14 protein-coding genes and 2 tRNA genes are annotated in these 18,178 nt (G+C 74.0%); 5 read left to right on the forward strand and 11 right to left on the reverse strand.

The window, feature by feature from the left end; genetic code table 11:
• Window positions 1-263: 263 nt before the first annotated feature.
• The gene (gene pknB / locus ACI780_RS23710) at window positions 264-2,216 is read left to right on the forward strand and encodes a Stk1 family PASTA domain-containing Ser/Thr kinase (RefSeq protein ID WP_457005989.1); all 1,953 of its coding nucleotides are present in this window, start codon (window positions 264-266) and stop codon (window positions 2,214-2,216) included.
• Between the two features lie 63 nt (window positions 2,217-2,279).
• Here the strand turns inward: pknB and ACI780_RS23715 are convergent, their stop codons facing one another.
• Window positions 2,280-2,930, reverse strand: a complete 651-nt coding sequence (locus tag ACI780_RS23715; RefSeq protein WP_457005990.1) for an aminodeoxychorismate/anthranilate synthase component II — start codon at window positions 2,928-2,930, stop codon at window positions 2,280-2,282.
• A 25-nt stretch (window positions 2,931-2,955) separates the two neighbouring features.
• A complete protein-coding gene (locus tag ACI780_RS23720) occupies window positions 2,956-3,732 on the reverse strand; it encodes a DUF881 domain-containing protein (protein ID WP_457005991.1) in 777 nt (258 codons plus the stop codon).
• A 149-nt stretch (window positions 3,733-3,881) separates the two neighbouring features.
• On the opposite strand from ACI780_RS23720, the gene crgA reads away from it, so the two are divergent.
• Window positions 3,882-4,154 (forward strand): cell division protein CrgA, encoded by a 273-nt coding sequence (gene crgA / locus ACI780_RS23725; RefSeq protein ID WP_457005992.1) that lies wholly within the window; start codon window positions 3,882-3,884, stop codon window positions 4,152-4,154.
• A 540-nt stretch (window positions 4,155-4,694) separates the two neighbouring features.
• Complete coding sequence (locus ACI780_RS23730; protein WP_456872619.1) at window positions 4,695-5,102, forward strand: PH domain-containing protein; 408 nt, start codon at window positions 4,695-4,697, stop codon at window positions 5,100-5,102.
• Window positions 5,103-5,120: 18 nt separating this feature from the next.
• Here ACI780_RS23730 and ACI780_RS23735 read toward each other — a convergent pair whose 3' ends face one another.
• The 3 genes from ACI780_RS23735 to ACI780_RS23745 all read right to left on the reverse strand — a co-directional run bounded on the left by ACI780_RS23735 (window position 5,121) and on the right by ACI780_RS23745 (window position 7,660).
• The gene (locus ACI780_RS23735; protein ID WP_456872620.1) at window positions 5,121-5,888 is read right to left on the reverse strand and encodes a rhomboid family intramembrane serine protease; all 768 of its coding nucleotides are present in this window, start codon (window positions 5,886-5,888) and stop codon (window positions 5,121-5,123) included.
• Between the two features lie 134 nt (window positions 5,889-6,022).
• Window positions 6,023-6,559, reverse strand: a complete 537-nt coding sequence (locus ACI780_RS23740) for a peptidylprolyl isomerase (protein ID WP_456872621.1) — start codon at window positions 6,557-6,559, stop codon at window positions 6,023-6,025.
• 45 nt (window positions 6,560-6,604) lie between these two features.
• Window positions 6,605-7,660 carry a class I SAM-dependent methyltransferase gene (locus ACI780_RS23745; RefSeq protein ID WP_457005993.1) on the reverse strand — a complete coding sequence of 352 codons (1,056 nt, stop codon included), beginning with the start codon at window positions 7,658-7,660 and terminating at the stop codon, window positions 6,605-6,607.
• A gap of 537 nt (window positions 7,661-8,197) precedes the next feature.
• On the opposite strand from ACI780_RS23745, the gene ACI780_RS23750 reads away from it, so the two are divergent.
• Window positions 8,198-9,811 (forward strand): methyl-accepting chemotaxis protein, encoded by a 1,614-nt coding sequence (locus ACI780_RS23750; RefSeq protein WP_457005994.1) that lies wholly within the window; start codon window positions 8,198-8,200, stop codon window positions 9,809-9,811.
• A gap of 404 nt (window positions 9,812-10,215) precedes the next feature.
• On the opposite strand, the gene ACI780_RS23755 is transcribed toward ACI780_RS23750, so the two are convergent.
• From ACI780_RS23755 to gyrB, 6 genes are all read right to left on the reverse strand, one after another.
• Window positions 10,216-10,288, reverse strand: a tRNA-Ala gene (locus ACI780_RS23755).
• Window positions 10,289-10,310: 22 nt separating this feature from the next.
• Window positions 10,311-10,463: a DLW-39 family protein gene (locus tag ACI780_RS23760; protein ID WP_456872624.1), complete on the reverse strand. Its 153-nt coding sequence runs from the start codon at window positions 10,461-10,463 to the stop codon at window positions 10,311-10,313.
• Window positions 10,464-10,538: 75 nt separating this feature from the next.
• A tRNA-Ile gene (locus ACI780_RS23765) sits at window positions 10,539-10,612 on the reverse strand.
• Window positions 10,613-10,674: 62 nt separating this feature from the next.
• On the reverse strand, window positions 10,675-11,379 hold the full coding sequence (locus tag ACI780_RS23770; protein ID WP_457005995.1) for a DUF3566 domain-containing protein: 705 nt from the start codon (window positions 11,377-11,379) through the stop codon (window positions 10,675-10,677).
• Between the two features lie 277 nt (window positions 11,380-11,656).
• Window positions 11,657-14,125 (reverse strand): DNA gyrase subunit A, encoded by a 2,469-nt coding sequence (gyrA, locus tag ACI780_RS23775; protein ID WP_456872626.1) that lies wholly within the window; start codon window positions 14,123-14,125, stop codon window positions 11,657-11,659.
• Window positions 14,126-14,228: 103 nt separating this feature from the next.
• Window positions 14,229-16,265 carry a DNA topoisomerase (ATP-hydrolyzing) subunit B gene (gene gyrB / locus ACI780_RS23780; RefSeq protein ID WP_456872627.1) on the reverse strand — a complete coding sequence of 679 codons (2,037 nt, stop codon included), beginning with the start codon at window positions 16,263-16,265 and terminating at the stop codon, window positions 14,229-14,231.
• 290 nt (window positions 16,266-16,555) lie between these two features.
• Here gyrB and ACI780_RS23785 point away from each other — a divergent pair, with 290 nt between their 5' ends.
• Window positions 16,556-18,067: an SDR family oxidoreductase gene (locus ACI780_RS23785; RefSeq protein WP_457005996.1), complete on the forward strand. Its 1,512-nt coding sequence runs from the start codon at window positions 16,556-16,558 to the stop codon at window positions 18,065-18,067.
• Window positions 18,068-18,178: the final 111 nt, after the last annotated feature.

Consider the following 18,178-nt stretch of genomic DNA (forward strand, 5'->3'; position numbering starts at 1 on the left):
GCGGGGAAGGGTGCGTGGGGCGGCCGGGGGGGGTCCGGGCCGCGGTGCCGCCACCGGCGCGTGGGCGCCGGGGGTGCCCGGTCCCGACGCCTCTGGGGCTGCCGTGGCCGACGGTGCGCCGGCGTGACACCCGCCCCCCGCGGTGCCGGGGTGGCGGGCGCTCCCGCCGTTAGGCTCCCCGCCGGGACCGGGGCCGCACCCGGTCCTGCCCCGTGTCCGGGTCCGCCCGAGCCGCACCACCGCACCGCCCGAGAGGACTCCCGATGACCACCCCCCAGGTTCTCGGCGAGCGCTACGAGATCGGCGGTGTCCTCGGCCGCGGGGGCATGGCGGAGGTGCACCGCGGCCGTGACCTCCGGCTGGGCCGCGAGGTGGCGGTCAAGGTGCTGCGCAGCGACCTGGCCCGCGACCCCTCCTTCCAGGTGCGCTTCCGCCGGGAGGCCCAGGCGGCCGCCTCGCTCAACCACCCGGCGATCGTCGCCGTCTACGACACCGGCGAGGACCGCACCAGCACCGGCGCGACGCCCTACATCGTCATGGAGTACGTCGAGGGCGAGACCCTGCGCGACGTGCTGCGCCGCGAGGGCGTGCTGGCGCCGGACCGGGCGATGACCCTGACCGCCGACATCTGCGCCGCCCTCGACTTCAGCCACCGCAACGGCATCGTGCACCGCGACGTGAAGCCCGGGAACGTGATGCTCACGCCCGACGGCTCGGTCAAGGTCATGGACTTCGGCATCGCCCGCGCCGTGTCGGACTCGGCCGCGACCATGACCTCCACGGCCGCCGTCATCGGCACCGCGCAGTACCTCTCCCCCGAGCAGGCCCGCGGCGAGGCCGTCGACGCCCGCTCCGACGTCTACTCGGTCGGCTGCCTGCTCTTCGAGCTGGTCACCGGCGCGCCCCCGTTCACCGGTGACTCGCCGGTGTCGGTGGCCTACCAGCACGTGCGCGAGGACCCGCGGCTGCCCTCGTCGATCAACCCCCGGGTGCCGCCGGAGCTCGACGCGATCGTCCTCAAGGCGCTGAGCAAGAACCCGGCCAACCGCTACCAGTCGGCCGCCGAGATGCGCAACGACCTGCTCCGGGCGCTGGCCGGGCAGCGGGTCGAGGCCACGCCGGTCATGGGCGACGAGGAGAAGACCACCATCCTCGGCGCGACGCCGGCCGGCTACGGCGCCGACGGCGGCTGGGACGACGACGAGGCCGCGGGCCGGCGCCGGCGCAACCGGGTCATCGCCGCCGTCGTCGGGGCGCTGGTGCTCATCGGCGCCGTCGTCGGGGTGGCGCTGCTGGTCAACTCCGGCGGCGACGACGATCCCGGGGACACGCCGCAGGCCGCCGCGCAGGTGACCGTCCCGGCGCTGGTCGGGCAGCTGCGGGCCGACGCCGAGGCCGCGCTGCAGGAGGCCGGCCTGACCGTCGGCGAGGTCACCCCGCGGGTCACCCCGGACGAGGACGCCGTCGGCACCGTGCTGGAGAGCACCCCGGCCAGCGGCGCGCAGGTCGACGAGGGCACCACGGTCGCCCTCACCGTCGGCGTCGCACCCGACACGGCGACGATGCCGCAGGTGGTCGGCCTCGACGAGGAGCGGGCCCGGACGGCGCTGGAGAGCGCCGGCCTGACCGGCAACGTCAACAGCGACCAGACCGACTCCCTCGAGCCGGAGGGCCAGGTCGTCGCCGTGGACCCCGAGGAGGGCACCCAGGTCGACCCGGCCACCACGGTGACGCTGTCGGTCTCCGACGGCACCGCCGAGGTCCCCGACGTCACCGGGCAGGACGGGGCGGCGGCCACCCAGGCGCTGCGCACGGCGGGCTTCACCGCCGTCACGACCGAGGAGGTCGACTCCGACCAGCCCGCGGGCACCGTCGTCGCCAGCGCCCCGGCCGCCGGCCAGCAGGCCGCCGCCGACGACCCGATCACGCTGCAGGTGTCCGGCGGGGCCGCCGAGATCACCGTCCCGCCGTCGCTGGTCGGCCAGACCGAGCAGCAGGCCCGCCAGACCCTGGCCGCGGCAGGCTTCACGGGCACCATCACGGCGGTGCCGTCCGAGGGCGAGGCCGGCCAGGCTCCGGGCACGGTCGCCGGGAGCGACCCGCAGCCGGGGCAGACGGTGGAAGCAGACGGGCAGATCACCCTGCTGGTCGTGGTGGCTGCCACCCCGACGTCGACGCCGGCGCCGCCGGCGCCGGGCGGCGGTACCGGCGGCTGACCGTACGAGCGACAGAGGGCCCCTCCCGATCCGGGAGGGGCCCTCTGTGCGTCGGCGGGGTCGTCAGGACACGGCGGCCGACAGCCGGCGCACGCCCGCCGCGGCGGTCTCGACGACCGCGGGGTCCGGGGCGAGACCGCACGCGGTCAGCCAGGTGGCCAGCATCCGGTGGCCGCCCTCGGTGAGCACCGACTCCGGGTGGAACTGCACGCCCTCGACGGGCAGCTCGCGGTGCCGCAGCGCCATGACGATCCCCGACGGCGTGCTGCCGGTGACCTCGAGCTCGGCCGGCACCGTGTCGCGGTCGACGGCGAGGGAGTGGTAGCGGGTGGCGGTGAACGGCGAGGGCAGCCCGGCCAGCACGCCGACGCCGTCGTGGACGACCTCGCTGGTCTTGCCGTGCAGCAGCTCGGGGGCGCGCACCACCTCGGCGCCGAAGGCCTCGGCGATGGCCTGGTGGCCCAGGCACACGCCCAGGACGGGCGTGCCCGCCTCGGCGGCGGCGCGGACCATCGGCACGGTCACGCCGGCGCCGGAGGGCGTGCCGGGGCCGGGGGACAGCAGCACCCCGGCGACGTCGAGGTCGGCGAGCTCGTCGACGGTGACCGCGTCGTTGCGGCGGACCACGCACTGCACGCCGAGCTGGCCGAGGTACTGGACCAGGTTGTAGACGAAGCTGTCGAAGTTGTCGACGACGAGGACCGGGCGGCTCACGGGCCCTGTCTACACGCGGGAGGGCCTAGCCGTCAGCGGGTGTGGCGTAGGCCATGTCCAGCGGGGCGTCGTAGGCCGGCAGGACGACCTCCGGCCGGTCGCGGACGGTGAAGGTCAGGCCGAAGTCCTCGACCGCCTGACGGAACACCGCGACCTGCGGCGAGGCGTCGAGCTGCGCGCGGACGGCGGCCGGGTCGCCCACGGCGGTGACGACGAACGGCGGTGACCAGGTGCGGCCGTGCAGCAGCAGCACGTTGCCCACGCACCGGACGGCGCTGGTGGCGACCAGCCGCTGGTCCATGATCGCGACACCGTCGGCACCGGCGGCCCACACGGCGTTGACCACGCCCTGCACGTCGGACTGGTGGATGACGACGTCGTCGGGGCGGGCGCCGGCCGGCAGGCTGCCGTCGGGCCGCCGCGGGGCGTCGTCGAGGGTGATCTCCACACCCCGCCCGCGCAGCGCCACCACGCCCGCGGACACCGCGCCGCCGTCGCCGGCGGCCTGGGCGGCGGCGACCGCGCCGTCGCGGCCGGCGGCCTGGTCGGTGAGCGCCTGGGCCTGCCGCCGCAGCTCGGTCAGCTGCGCCTCCTGGTCGGCGATGACCTCGTTGCGCTCGGCGATCAGCGCCGACAGCTCGGTGACGTCGCCGGCGCGCAGGTCCGACCCCTGCGCAGTCTGGCCGGACGTGGCGAACAGCAGCCCCGCGGCCACGGCGACCACCGGTACCAGCGCGCCCCAGGCGGTCCGCCGGCGCCGGGAGGGCACCGGGGCCGCGGCCGGGGGCTCGGACGGCGTCACGGGGGCTCCTGGGGGGACGGGAGGGACGGCGCGGGCCCGGCGGGGCCGTCGGCGCGACCGGTGGAGTCGTCCCGGAGCTTAGGCTGGGGAGCGATCGTGCCGGTCGCGACGGACCGGCACCCCGAGCGAGTCAGCAGGAGTCGGTCCCGGTGCCCAAGTCCAAGGTGCGCAAGAAGTCGGTCTACACGCCGCCGGAGGGCGTGCTGCAGGCGCGGTCGGCCGCCGCCCGCGCGGTGCAGCCCAGTCCCCGCTGGTACGCGCCGCTCATGGTCACGCTCATGCTGCTGGGCCTGCTGTGGATCGTCGTCTACTACGTGGCCGGCGACCAGATCCCGTTCATGGTCTCGCTGTCGGCGTGGAACTTCGCCATCGGCTTCGGGGCCATGGTGATGGGCCTGGTCATGTCGATGCGCTGGCGCTGACGAAGGACCCCTTTGCCCCCGCCGCTCGCACGCTCGCGGCGGGACCCTGCAGAGGGGCCGTTCCAGCACGTCACCAGGCCCCCGTCCCCCTCGGGACGGGGGCCTCGTGCGTTCCGGGGGTCCTACACCAGCCCGGATCCGCGGTGTCCCCGGGGTGTGGACCGTCGTGCACAGGCCACCGGTGGATCCACAGGTCGACATGACGATCCGCCCCCAGAGTTGTCCACCGCGTGTGGAGAACGCCTGTTCGAGCGCACCGCGCTGACCAGCGCGGACACCACGCGTGGGACTCGTGGGGTGCGGAGGACGGCCGCGTAACTACAGCTCTGTGCTTTGTCCCCAGCTGTGTACCCACCTGTGGACGAGTCGACATGACTGCCGAGGGGGGACCGTCACCCACCGCGATGACGCGGCCACCGTCGAGTCGTCGACACGCGCGCCGAGCAGGGCTTATCCCCTCCCTCGCTCGTCGTCCCCAGGCCCGGGTCCCTGTGGACAGCCGACGCGGCGACGTGTGCACCGGCCTGGGAGGGTGGGGTCGTGCAGTGGTCGGCGCGGACGGCGGAGACGGTCGTGCTGGGGACCGGCGGCGTGCTGCTGGTGCTGGCCGCGCTGACCCTCGACACCGCCGGCCGCGTGCTGGTCGGCACCGCCGGGGCGCTGCTGCTGGCGCTGGCGCTGCGCGACGTCGTCCTGCGGCCCCGGCTGTCGGCCGGTCCCGGTGGCGTCGTCGTCCGGACGCTCTCCGGCCGCACCCTGCTGCCCTGGCCGGGCCTGCGGGTGCGGCTGCGGAGCACCCGCCGGCTCGGGGTGCGGTCGCGGCTGCTCGAGCTCGACACCGCCGCCGGGCCCGACGACGACGGCACGCTGGTGCTGCTCGGCCGCCGCGACCTCGGCACCGACCCGGCCGCCGTCGCGCAGGACCTGGAGGCGATGCGCCCTCGGTGAGGTACTGGAACGGCCCGTTCAGAGACCCAGGACGGCCACCGGCACGGGCATCGCGAGCACCAGGGCGACCATCACCACGGCGAGGAGGGCCAGCCCGGCGGCCTGCACGGCGACGCGGCGGCGGGCCAGGACGAGCAGCGTGGTGGCGAGCAGGCCCGCGACCAGGCCGCCGAGGTGCCCGAGCAGGGACACGTTGGGCAGGAAGCTGATGACGACGTTGATTGCCAGCAGGGTGAGCAGGCCCCGCAGGTCCTGCCGGGCGGCGACCATCAGCACGCCGAGGGCGCCCAGGAGGCCGTAGATGGCCGCCGAGGCGCCGGCCACGGGCCGGCCGGGGTCACCGAACAGCTGGATGGCCACGGCGCCGCCCAGCGCCGACAGCAGGTAGACCGACAGGTAGCGCCACCAGCCCAGCCGTGCCTCGATCTCGGGGCCGAACAGCAGCAGGCTGAGCATGTTGAGCAGCAGGTGGGTGAAGCCGATGTGCAGGAACGCGCCGGTGATCAGCCGCCAGTCCTGCCCGTAGACGTCGACGAGGACGGGGACCAGCGAGAAGTCGGCGAAGACCGGCGAGCGGTAGTTGTCCAGCGGGCTCTCACCGACCGAGACCGCCGAGACGGCGGTGACCACGAAGACGACGACGTTGACCGCGACCAGCGTGGTGGTGACGGGGCCGAAGCGCCGCCGGGCGGCGCCCCAGCGCGAGACCGGCCGCGGCCGGCGCACCCCGGCGGTGCCGGCGCGGACGTCGTCGGGGCACTGGAAGCCGACCGACGCCGGCGTCATGCACTCCGGGCAGATGGGCCGGTCACAGCGCGTGCACCGGATGCCGGTGGGCCGGTCGGGGTGCCGGTAGCAGGTGACCGGCGGGGGCACCGGCGGCGGGACGGCGCCGGTGCCCCCGTCGGGCGGGGAGCTGGTCAGCTGCGCTGCACCTCGACCGACTCGATGACGACGTCCTCGACCGGCTTGTCGTTGCGGCCGGTGCGCACGGCGGCGATGCGGTCGACGACCTCGCGGCTGGACTGGTCGGCGACCTCGCCGAAGATCGTGTGCCGGCGGTTGAGGTGCGGCGTGGGGCCGACGGTGATGAAGAACTGAGAGCCGTTGGTGCCCGGCCCGGCGTTGGCCATGGCGAGCAGGTAGGGGCGGTCGAAGCTGAGCTCGGGGTGGAACTCGTCGCCGAACTGGTAGCCGGGGCCGCCGAAGCCCTGACCGAGCGGGTCGCCACCCTGGATCATGAACCCGCTGATGACGCGGTGGAAGACGGTCCCGTCGTACAGCGGGTCGGTGGTCTTCGCGCGGGTGGCCGGGTGCGTCCACTCACGGCGGCCCTCGGCCAGGTCCGCGAAGTTCGCGACCGTCTTCGGCGCGTGGTCGGGGAACAGGTCGACGGTGATGTCGCCGTGGTTGGTGTGCAGCACCGCGCGACGGGCGGGCGAGGTCGATTCGGTCACGGCCCCACTCTCCCATCCCCCCGCCGGACGGGCCGGGGCCGCCGGTCACGGCCGCGCCTCCAGGACCAGGTTGAACGGCGTCTGGGTGGCCCGCCGCACGCGGGTGAAGCCGGCGTCGTGGAGCAGCGCGGTCAGGCGCGCCTCGCCGGCCTGGGCGCCCAGGGCGGTGCCGGGTTCCCCGGTCTTCGAGTGCGCCACGCAGATCGCCGTCGAGGCCGCGTAGTAGAGCCGGCCCACCGGGTTGAGGTTGTCCTCGAGCCGGTCCTCGGCGTAGGGCTCGACGAGCATGAACACCCCGTCGGGGGCGAGCACCTCGCGGATGTGGCGCGCCGCCCCCAGGGGGTCGGGCATGTCGTGCAGGGCGTCGAAGACGGTGACCAGGTCGTAGTCGGAGCCGGGGAAGTCGGTCGCCGAGGCCACCTCGAAGGTGGCCCGGTGGGTCAGCCCGGCGTCGCCGGCCCGCTTGCCGGCCTGCTCGATGCTGGCCGGGTGGTAGTCGAACCCGGTGACGGAGGCCGCCGGGTACGCCTGCGCCATCAGCAGGGTCGAGGCGCCGTGACCGCAGCCGACGTCGGCCACCTTCCCGCCCGCCCGCAGCCGGTCCTCCAGCCCCTCGATCGCGGGGATCCACGACGAGACGAGGTTGGCGGCGTAGCCCGGCGGGAAGAAGCGCTCGGTCCCCTCGAAGAGGGCCGCGTCGTGCCGGTGCCAGGCGAAGCCGCTGCCGCTGCGGACGGCGTCGGTGAGTGCCTGGACGTTCATCGCCAGCGCGACGGGGAGGTGGAAGGCCGCGGCGGCCTGCATGCCGTCGGGCGCCGCGAGCACGAACGCCTGCTCCTCGGTGAGCGCGAAGCGCTCGGTGGCCGGGTCGTAGGTGACGTAGCCGCCGGCCGCCTGGCCGGACAGCCACTCGCGGACGTGCCGCTCGTCGGCGCCGGCGTGCCGGGCGACCTCCTCCGGCGTCGCCGGCATGACGGCGGCGAGCGCCTGGTAGAGACCGAGCCGGTCCCCGATGACGGCGTTGACGGCGTGGAACCCGGCGCCGAGGTCGGTGACGAAGCGGCCCAGCAGGGCGTCGAGGCGTTCCTGGTCGATGGCCATGCCATCCCCCTGGTGGTGCGTGGTGCGGTGTTGCGGGGCTCGTGCGGAGGACGAGCGGGGAGGCGCGGGGCCGGCCACGGCCCCGGCGCCGGTCGGGGTGACCGCGTGGTGGCCACCCGGGGTGGCCCGTCGCTGAGCGGGCAGCCGGGACTCTCGTGCGGGGCCCCCGCGGGGTCAACAGAGACGGGCGCGCCTCGCGCGGCGGTGCGTCGGCGGGCCGCGTGTCGGGTGCCGGCCCCGCCTGACCGTGCGGGCTCCGGACGGCGACGTCGTCCGCACCGGTCGACTGGTGGACCGCCGGCGCGCGGACCCCGGCGCCGACCTGCGGCGACGGCGGACCGCCCCGGCTCGTCGCGGGCGGCCGGGAGCCGGTGACCTGCGCCGCGGCGTCGACAAGTCCTGCGGGAGGGCCGGGTCGGCGCCCCTCCGGTTGCAGTTGCGCCGGGCTGCCGCGACCGGCGCCGCTCACGCCCCGCCGGCCCCCATCCTCGGAAGGCCCCCGGCACCACCCCGGCACGCATCCCCCTGGAGCCCGTCATGAGCACGGCTGTCACCCCGCACGAGGAGCGGCGCGCCACCTGGTTCGCCGACCGACGGGTCACCACCAAGCTGATGGTCCTGCTGACGGCGCTGCTGCTGGTGGCCGGCGCCATCGCAGGACTGTCGATCCTCCGGCTCGGCACCGTGGACGCCGCGGCGGAGACCATTTACCGCGAGGGAGCGGTCCCGCTCAGGGACCTGGCCGAGGCACAGGAGGCCGTCGGCAGCATGCGGCAGCGCGTCCTGCTGCACCTGGCCGGGCCGGTCGCGGACAAGCCGCGCCGCGAGCAGGAGATCTCCCGGTTCGACGACGTCTTCGACACCGAGGTGGCGGCCCTGCGCCGGGAGGGGGTCGACGCCGGCCTGCTGGACCGCTACCTCGCGGTGGTGGCGGACTACCGCGCCTTCCGGGACGGCACGATCCTGCCGGCCAGCCGGGCCCTGGACCCCGCCGTCGACGTCACCCCGATCCTCGCCGAGTGCGACCGCTTGTTCGGCATCGTCGTGGACGCCGGGCAGGCGCTGAGCGCAGCCCAGACCGAGGCCGTCGAGCGCACCCGGACCGACGCCGAGGCGGCCTACCACAGTGGCCGCACCCAGGTCCTGGTGATCCTGGCGGTCGGCGCCGTTCTCGGCCTCGCGCTCGCCCTCTACACCGGCCGGCAGATCGTCGGCCCGCTGCGCCGGGTGCAGGACGTCGCGTCCGGCCTCGCGGTCGGCGACCTGACGCGCACCAGCGGGCTGCGCTCGAAGGACGAGCTCGGTGAGACCGGTCGGGCGCTGGACGAGGCGGTGCAGGACCTGCGTTCGGTGCTGTCGTCGGTGGCGTCCTCGGCCGACGCCGTGGCGGCCTCCAGCGAGGAGCTGAGCGCGTCCTCGGCGCAGATCTCGGCGTCGGCGGAGGAGACCTCCGCGCAGTCCGGGGTGGTGTCCGGTGCCGCCGAGGAGGTGTCGCGGTCGGTGCAGACGGTGGCTGCCGGTGCCGAGCAGATGGGCGCGAGCATCCGGGAGATCGCGACCAACGCCGCCGAGGCGTCGGCGGTGGCCGCCCGCGCGGTGACGGCGGCGGAGACGACGACGGCCACGGTGGCGAAGCTGGGCGCCTCCTCGGCGGAGATCGGCAACGTGGTCAAGGTGATCACCTCCATCGCCGAGCAGACCAACCTGCTGGCGCTGAACGCCACCATCGAGGCCGCCCGGGCCGGGGAGGCCGGCAAGGGCTTCGCGGTGGTCGCCAACGAGGTCAAGGAGCTGGCCCAGGAGACGGCCAAGGCGACCGAGGACATCGCCCGGCGGGTGGAGGCGATCCAGAAGGACACCGGTGCGGCGGTGAGCGCGATCGGGGAGATCAGCACGATCGTGGCGCAGATCTCCGACCGCCAGACCACCATCGCGAGTGCGGTGGAGGAGCAGACCGCGACCACCGCGGAGATGTCCCGCTCGGTGGCCGAGGCCGCCCAGGGCTCGGGGCAGATCGCGGACAACATCGCCGGGGTCTCCGGTGCCGCCGACGCCACCACCCAGGCGCTGACCCAGACCCGGGTCGCCGTCGACGAGCTGTCCCGGATGGCGGCCGACCTGCGCACCGGCGTCGCCCGCTTCACCTACTGATGCACACCCGCCCCCAGGGCGCACGCCTCGGTCACCCGTCCCGAGGCCAGCACGTGCACGAGGTCGTCGGCGGGCACGGGCCGGCCGAGGAGGTGGCCCTGCGCGCTGTGGCACCCCAGGGCCCGGAGCACCCGCAACTGGTCCGGCGTCTCCCTCGGGTGAGGATCGGCAGGGCGGCCACGGCCCCCAGGGCCGCCACGGGCAGCGCGAGGCCCACCGAGCCCAGGAGGCCGTGCTGCGCGTACTGGGCGTACGCCACGACGAGCCCGGCGGGCCGTCACGCTCGCGGTATCGGAACGGATCCGGACGGACTCGAGACGGCTCCTCCCGACGGGGGAGGGTGGGGACTCAGCAGGGCGCCGCTCGGAGCGGGCAGGCGCAGGCCGGGACGGGTGTCCCAGGGGTGGAGACGAGGGGAATCGAACCCCTAACCCCCGCCTTGCAAAGGCGGTGCTCTGCCAATTGAGCTACGTCCCCGGCGGCCCCTGCGGGGCCGGGATCAGCGGGCGGTGGGGCGGCTGACGGCCTGGGGGCCGCTCGTGGCCTCGTGCCAGAGGTCGGCCTCGGCCCTGCCGGTGCCCGCGGAGCGGCGACGGACGGCGGCGGCGGCGACGCCGGCCGCTGCGGCGACGAGGGCCAACTGCTTGAGCACGCGGTACCTCCTGGTGACGACCGCGGCCACGGACGGGGCCGCCTTGCCGCGGTGCCGTGGGCACCGGTACACGGGTGGGCCTGGGAGGACTTGAACCTCCGGCCTCATCCTTATCAGGGATGCGCTCTAACCGCCTGAGCTACAGGCCCGTGGACCTCGACCAGCGTACAAGGGTGCTCGGGGGCCCCGGCGGGCGGGGCCCCCGACACCACTAGTCGCGCTCGGCGAGGGTGACCTCCAGGCCGCCCACGAGGTCGGCGCAGAGGTTGTAGACGAACGCCGCGACGGTGGCCAGCGCGGTCATGAGCACGATGTTGATCGCGCCGATGACGGCCGCACCGCCGAAGACGACACCCGGCGTGATGACGTCGCTGCCGCCGTCACCGCTCGAGGACGTGCCGAGCTGACCGAACAGGTCGTTGAGGGTCTCGAAGACGCCCAGGCCGGACAGGACGCCGTAGAGGATCCCGATCGCGACCATCCAGACGAAGAACAGCGCGATCGACAGCACCAGCGAGATCTTCAGCGCCGACCAGGTGTCGATGTGCCGCAGCTGCAGGCGAGCCCGGCGGGGACCGCGGTTGCCCCGGCCCTTCGCCGGCCGGCCGGCCGGCGGTGCCTGCTGCGCGGCCTGCTGGGCCGACTGCGGAACCGCCGGCTGGGGCGCCACCTGCTGGGGTGCATGCTGCGGAGGAGCGGCTTGCTGGGGCGCGCGGGCGGGCGCCGGGGCCGCGGCCGGCGGGGCCACCTGGGTGGCGCCCGTCGGCGGGGGCATCGTCGCGTCGGCGGGCCGCTGCACCTGCTGGGTCTGCTGCGCCTGCGGGCTCTGCTGCGGAGCCTGCGGGGCGGGCATCGCTCCGGTGACCGGCTTGGTCAGCGACGGGGACCCGCCGGCCGGGGTCGCCCCGGCCGGCACGGCCCCGGACGCAACGGGCTGCTGACCGGTGGCGGGCACCGAGCCCGTCGCCGGGGCTCCGTCCGCTCCGGCTGCGCCTTCCGGGCGGACCCCGGTGCGCACCGCCTGCGGCCGGTCGCTCATGCCGTTCTCCCGTTCGCCTGCGGCCCTCGCCGCGTTCTCGCGCCCGGGAGGTCCGGCGGTGCCGGAGGCGCCCGGGCGCCGGTCGTGTCCGTCGAGGGGAGCCGGGGGCGGGGCGTGACCCTCGGCCACGCCCCGCCGTGCTCCCGGTCTCACCCTAGGCGGCGGGCTCGTCGTTGTCCGTCGTCCGGGCGATCGCCACGATCGTCACGTCCTCGGGCAAGTTCATGAGCTTGACACCCATGGTGGCCCGGTCCTTGTTGTGGCGCACGCCGTTGACCGGGGTCCGGATGACGCCGCCGCCGGAGGTGATCGCGTACAGCTCGTCACCGAGGCTCACCGACAGCGCGCCGACCAGCGCACCCTTGCGGGCCTTGGGGTCGGCGGTGAGCACGCCCTTGCCGCCGCGGCCCTGCGGCGGGTAGTTCTCGATGCCGGTCCGCTTGGCGAAGCCGCGCTCGGTGGCGACCAGGACGTCGACGCCCTCCTCGACCACGATCATCGACAGCAGCCGGTCGCCGGGGGCCAGCGAGATGCCGCGGACCCCCTCGGTGGCCCGGCCCATGGGCCGCAGCGTCGCGTCGTCGGCCTTGAACCGGATCGACATGGCCGCGCGGGTGACCAGCAGCAGGTCCTTCTCGGGGTCGATGAGCGCCGCACCCACCAGCTCGTCGCTCTCGCGCAGGTTGATCGCGATGACGCCGCCGCTGCGCGGGCTGTCGAAGTCCGACAGCCGGGTCTTCTTCACCTGCCCGTTGGCGGTGGCCAGCACCAGGTACGGGGCGACCGAGTAGTCCTTGATCTGCATGACCTGGGCGATCCGCTCGTCGGGCTGGAACGCCAGGATGTTCGCCACGTGCGCGCCGCGGGCGGTGCGGTTGGCCTCGGGCAGCTCGTAGGCCTTGGCCCGGTAGACCCGTCCCTTGTTGGTGAAGAACAGGATCCAGTCGTGGGTGGAGCCCACGAAGAAGTGGTCGACCAGGTCGTCCTGCTTGAGGGCCGCCCCCATCACGCCCTTGCCGCCGCGGCGCTGCGACCGGTAGAGGTCGCTCTTCGTCCGCTTGGCGTAGCCGGTGCGGGTGATGGTGACGACGACCTCCTCCTCGGCGATGAGGTCCTCGACGGAGACGTCGCCCTCGTTGGCGACGAACTGCGAGCGCCGCTCGTCGCCGTACTTGTCGACGATCTCGGCCAGCTCGTCGCGGACGATCTGCCGCTGCCGGTCGGGAGAGTCCAGGATCGCCTGCAGGTCGGCGATGCGGGCCTCGATCTCGGCCAGCTCGTCCATGATCCGCTGCCGCTCGAGGGCGGCCAGCCGGCGCAGCTGCAGGTCGAGGATCGCCGTGGCCTGGACCTCGTCGACCTCGAGCAGCTCCATGAGGCCGGTGCGGGCGGTGTCGGCCGAGGGGCTGTTGCGGATGAGCGCGATGACGGCGTCGAGCTGGTCGAGGGCCTTGGCGTAGCCGCGCAGGATGTGCGCGCGCTCCTCGGCCTTGCGCAGCCGGTACCGGGTGCGCCGCTGGATGACCTCGATCTGGTGGGAGACCCACAGCCGCACCAGCTCGTCGAGCCGCAGCGTCCGCGGGACGCCGTCGACGATCGAGAGCATGTTGCAGCCGAACGACGTCTGCAGCTGGGTGTGCTTGTAGAGGTTGTTCAGCACCACCTTGGCGACGGCGTCGCGGCGCAGGGTGATGACCAGCCGCCGGCCGACGCGGTCGCTGGACTCGTCGGCGATCTCGCTGATCCCCTGCAGCCGGCCCTCCTTGACCGCCTCGGCGATCGACTCGGCCAGGTTGTCCGGGTTGACCTGGTAGGGCAGCTCGGTGACGACGAGCTGCACCCGGCCCCGGGAGTCCTCCTCCACCGTGACGACGGCGCGCATCTTCACCGAGCCGCGGCCGGTGCGGTAGGCGTCCTCGATGCCGTCGCGGCCGACGATGAGGCCGTAGGTCGGGAAGTCCGGGCCCTTGATGCGCTCCATGCACGCGGTGAGCGCTTCCTCGGGCTCGGCGTCGGGGTGGTCGAGCACCCAGTAGACGGCCTCGGCGACTTCGCGCAGGTTGTGCGGCGGCATGTTGGTGGCCATGCCGACCGCGATCCCGGCCGAGCCGTTGATCAGCAGGTTGGGCACCCGCGACGGCAGGACCAGCGGCTCCTGGGTGCGGCCGTCGTAGTTGGCCTGGAAGTCGACGGTCTCCTCGTCGATGCCGGCCAGCATCTCCATGGCCAGCGGCGTGAGCCGGCACTCGGTGTAGCGCATGGCGGCCGGCGGGTCGTTGCCCGGCGAGCCGAAGTTGCCCTGGCCGTCGATGAGCGGGTAGCGCATCGACCACGGCTGGGCCAGCCGCACGAGGGCGTCGTAGATCGCCGAGTCGCCGTGCGGGTGGTAGTTGCCCATGACCTCCGCGACCGGGCGGGCGCACTTGACGTAGCCGCGGTCGGGGCGGAAGCCCTGGTCGTACATCGCGAACAGCACGCGTCGGTGCACCGGCTTGAGGCCGTCGCGGACCTCCGGCAGGGCGCGGCCGACGATCACGCTCATCGCGTAGTCGATGTAGCTGCGCTGCATCTCCTGCTGCAGGTCGACCGGCTCGACGCGGTCGCGGGCGGGTGTCTCGGTCACTCTTCGGTCTCTCCGGTTCGTGCTGAGGACGTGGACGTCAGGTGGCCCCCGTGCAGGGGCCCGCCGCGAGCGTGCGAGCGGTGGGGGGCACGGGGGTCCTTCGTCAGACGTCGAGGAAGCGGACGTCCTTGGCGTTGCGGGTGATGAAGCTGCGGCGCGCCTCGACGTCCTCGCCCATGAGGATGCTGAACAGCTCGTCGGCGGTGGCCGCGTCGTCGAGGGTGACCTGCAGCAGCAGGCGGGTCTCGGGGTTCATGGTGGTCTCCCACAGCTCGCTGGCGTTCATCTCACCGAGCCCCTTGAACCGCTGGATCATCTCCTCGCGGACCTTGCGGCCCTCCTTCTTGCCGGCGGCCAGCAGCGCGTCGCGCTCGCGGTCGGAGTAGGCGTACTGGTCGCCCCACTTGCCGCCCCACTTGATCTTGTACAGCGGCGGCTGCGCCAGGTAGACGTGGCCGGCCTCGACCAGCGGCCGCATGAAGCGGAACAGCAGGGTGAGCAGCAGCGTGCGGATGTGCTGGCCGTCGACGTCGGCGTCGGCCATGAGGACGATCTTGTGGTACCGCAGCTTCGACAGGTCGAACTCGTCGTGGATGCCCGTGCCGAAGGCGGTGATCATCGACTGGACCTCGGTGTTCTTGAGGACCCGGTCGATGCGCGCCTTCTCGACGTTGATGATCTTGCCGCGGATGGGCAGGATCGCCTGGAACATCGAGTCGCGGCCGGACTTGGCCGAGCCGCCGGCGGAGTCGCCCTCGACGATGTAGACCTCGGAGTTGCGGGGGTCGGTCGAGCGGCAGTCGGCCAGCTTGCCCGGCAGCGAGTTGTTGCTGAGCAGGTTCTTGCGGGCGAGCTTGCGGGCGTCCTGGGCGGCACGGCGCGCCCGGGCGGCCGAGGCGGCCTTGGTGATGATCGTCTTGGCCTCGGCCGGGTTGGCCTCGAACCAGTGCGAGATCTGCTCGTTGCAGATGCGCTGCACGAAGCCCTTGACCTCGGTGTTGCCGAGCTTGGTCTTCGTCTGGCCCTCGAACTGCGGGTCGCCGATCTTGACCGAGACGATCGCGGCCAGGCCCTCGCGGATGTCCTCGCCGGTGAGCTTGTCCTCCGGCTTGTCCTTGAGGATCTTCTTCTCGACGGCGTACCGGTTGACGATCGAGGTGAGCGCGGTGCGGAAGCCCTCCTCGTGGGTGCCGCCCTCGTGCGTGTTGATCGTGTTGGCGAAGGAGTAGACCGACTCCGAGTAGGCGTCGGACCACTGCATCGCGACCTCGACGCTCATCCGCATGTCGTTCTTGCCGACGCCCTCGGCGCCGAAGCCGACGATCGAGCGGTGGATCGGGGTCTTCTTCGCGTTGATGTGGCGGACGTAGTCCTCGAGGCCGCCGTCGTAGCGGTAGGTGATCTCGGTGGGCTCGAAGGCGGCGTCCTCGGTGCCCGGGGCCGTGGCCTCCACGGACACCGACTTCTCGTCACCCAGACCGGTCTCGGCCTTGCCGTGCCCGGGGCGCTCGTCGCGCAGGACGATGGTCAGGCCCTTGTTGAGGAAGGCCATCTCCTGCAGCCGGCGGCTGATGGTGTCGAACGAGTAGCTCGTCGTCTCGAAGATGTCGCCGTCGGCCCAGAAGGTGATCTGGGTGCCCTGCTTGGTGGTCGGGCCGACCTCCTCCAGCGGGCCGGGCTTGGCCAGGGCGTAGGACTGGTGCCACTCCCTGCCGTCGCGCCAGATGCGCACGTCGAGGGCGGTGGACAGCGCGTTGACGACGGTGACGCCGACGCCGTGCAGACCGCCGGAGACGGCGTAGCTCTTGCCGTCGAACTTGCCGCCGGCGTGCAGCACGGTCATGACGACCTCGACGGTCGGCCGCTTCTCGCGCGGGTGCAGGTCGACCGGGATGCCACGGCCGTTGTCCTCGACCCGGACGCCGCCGTCGGCGAGCAGGGTGACGCGGACGGTGTCGCAGAAGCCGGCGAGCGCCTCGTCGACGGAGTTGTCGACGACCTCCCACACCATGTGGTGCAGGCCGCGCTCACCGGTGGAGCCGATGTACATGCCGGGCCGCTTGCGGACCGCCTCGAGCCCCTCGAGGACGGTGATGGAGCTGCCGGAGTAGCTGTTCTCAGTCTGGGTCCGAGCGACCACGTGGGGCCCTTCTGTCGCGCAGCCGGCGCGCGGGCACCTCCGCACGGGAGGGCTCCGAGGGCGCACAGCGCCACTCAGCCGGATGCTGGGGATTCCTGCCGTCCATGTTACCGGGTCCACCGACAGGAACGGCGCCACGCACGCCCTGACGTCCCGTCTGCGCCACTCGCGGCACCGCTCGCACCACCGGTGTTGCCCCCGGGGCCGACACGCCCGCCCAGGGGCGCTGGGCGGCCGGAACCGATCCGGCCGTCGGGCACGGGCCGACGGCGACTCGCAGACTCGTCGACGTGCAGCCCGCCCAGCGTGACCTGACCTGTCTGGTCACGGGCGCCACCGGCTACGTCGGCGGCCGCCTCGTGCCCGAGCTCCTCGCCGCCGGCCACCGCGTGCGGGTGCTGACCCGCTCGCCGGGCAAGCTGCGGGACCGGCCCTGGATCCGCGACGTCGAGGTCGTCGAGGGCGACGCCACCGACGACGACGCGGTGGCCCGGGCGTGCACCGGCGCCGACGTCGTCTACTACCTCGTCCACTCCCTCGCCGTCGGCCGTGCGTTCGAGGAGCGCGACCGGCAGACGGCCGAGGTGATGGCCCGGGCCGTCCGCGGCGCGGGCGTCGGCCGGCTGGTGTACCTCGGCGGCCTCGAGCCCTCGGACGAGGAGCTCTCCCCGCACCTGCGCTCGCGCGCCGAGGTGGCCCGCGTGCTGCTCGGCTCCGGGGTGCCCACGGTGGTGCTGCGCGCAGCGATCGTGCTGGGCTCGGGCTCGGCGTCGTTCGAGATGCTGCGCTACCTCACCGAGCGGCTGCCGGTCATGGTCACCCCGCGGTGGGTGCACAGCCGCATCCAGCCCATCGCGATCCGCGACGTGCTGCGCTACCTCGTCGGCTGCGCCACGCTGCCGCCGGACGTGCACCGCTGCTTCGACATCGGCGGCCCCGACGTCATGGACTACGCGCAGATGATGCAGCGCTACGCCGAGGTGACCGGGCTGGCGCGGCGGCGGATCCTGCCGGTGCCGGTCTTCACGCCGTCGCTGTCGAGCCACTGGGTCGGCGTCATCACGCCGGTGCCGGCGTCGATCGCCCGGCCGCTGGTGGAGTCGCTGCGCAACACCGTCGTCGCCTCCGAGCACGACATCGCGCGGTACGTGCCCGACCCGCCGGAGGGGCTGCTGGGCTTCGACGACGCGGTGCGGCTGGCCGTGCAGCGCGTCCGGGACCACGACGTCGTCACCCGGTGGACGGGCGCGTCGGTGCCCGGGGCGCCGTCGGACCCGCTGCCCAGCGACCCCGACTGGGCCGGCGGCAGCCTCTACCTCGACGAGCGGACCCGGGAGACCGACGCCTCGCCCGCGGCGCTGTGGCGGGTGGTCGAGGGCATCGGCGGCGAGACCGGCTGGTACAGCTTCCCGCTGGCCTGGGAGGTGCGCGGCTGGCTGGACCGGGCCGTGGGCGGGGTGGGCCTGCGCCGCGGGCGCCGCGACCCCAGCGACCTCTACGTCGGGGACGCCCTGGACTGGTGGCGCGTGGAGGAGCTGGAGGAGGGCCGGCTGCTGCGGCTGCGCGCCGAGATGCGGCTGCCGGGCCTGGCCTGGCTGGAGTTCCACGTGGAACGTGCCGACGAGGGTCGCACCCGGCTGCGGCAGAAGGCGACCTTCCACCCGCACGGCCTGCTCGGCCACCTCTACTGGTGGAGCATCTCGCCGTTCCACGGGATCGTGTTCGGCAGCATGGTCCGCAACCTGTGCAAGGCCGCGGAGGCCCTCGACGAGCCCGGGGCGGCGACGACCCGGGCGGCCTGACCGCGTCCTGACGGCCCGATCCGGCGCGGCCGGCGACCCGGTGCGGCCGGCCCGACCCCGTCCTCCCTCACCGCCGGGCGTCCTCCCGCACGGTGGGACGTGCGGGAGGAC

It is taken from the genome of Geodermatophilus sp. SYSU D00814 (genome assembly GCF_054050055.1).

Bases quoted from the DNA above. Each gene is read 5' to 3' on its own strand.
- pknB (WP_457005989.1), top strand. From the start codon at position 264: ATGACCACCCCCCAGGTTCTCGGCGAGCGCTACGAGATCGGCGGTGTC.
- ACI780_RS23735 (WP_456872620.1), bottom strand. From the start codon at position 5,888: ATGACGCCGGCGTCGGTCGGCTTCCAGTGCCCCGACGACGTCCGCGCC.
- ACI780_RS23745 (WP_457005993.1), bottom strand. From the start codon at position 7,660: ATGGCCATCGACCAGGAACGCCTCGACGCCCTGCTGGGCCGCTTCGTC.
- ACI780_RS23750 (WP_457005994.1), top strand. From the start codon at position 8,198: ATGAGCACGGCTGTCACCCCGCACGAGGAGCGGCGCGCCACCTGGTTC.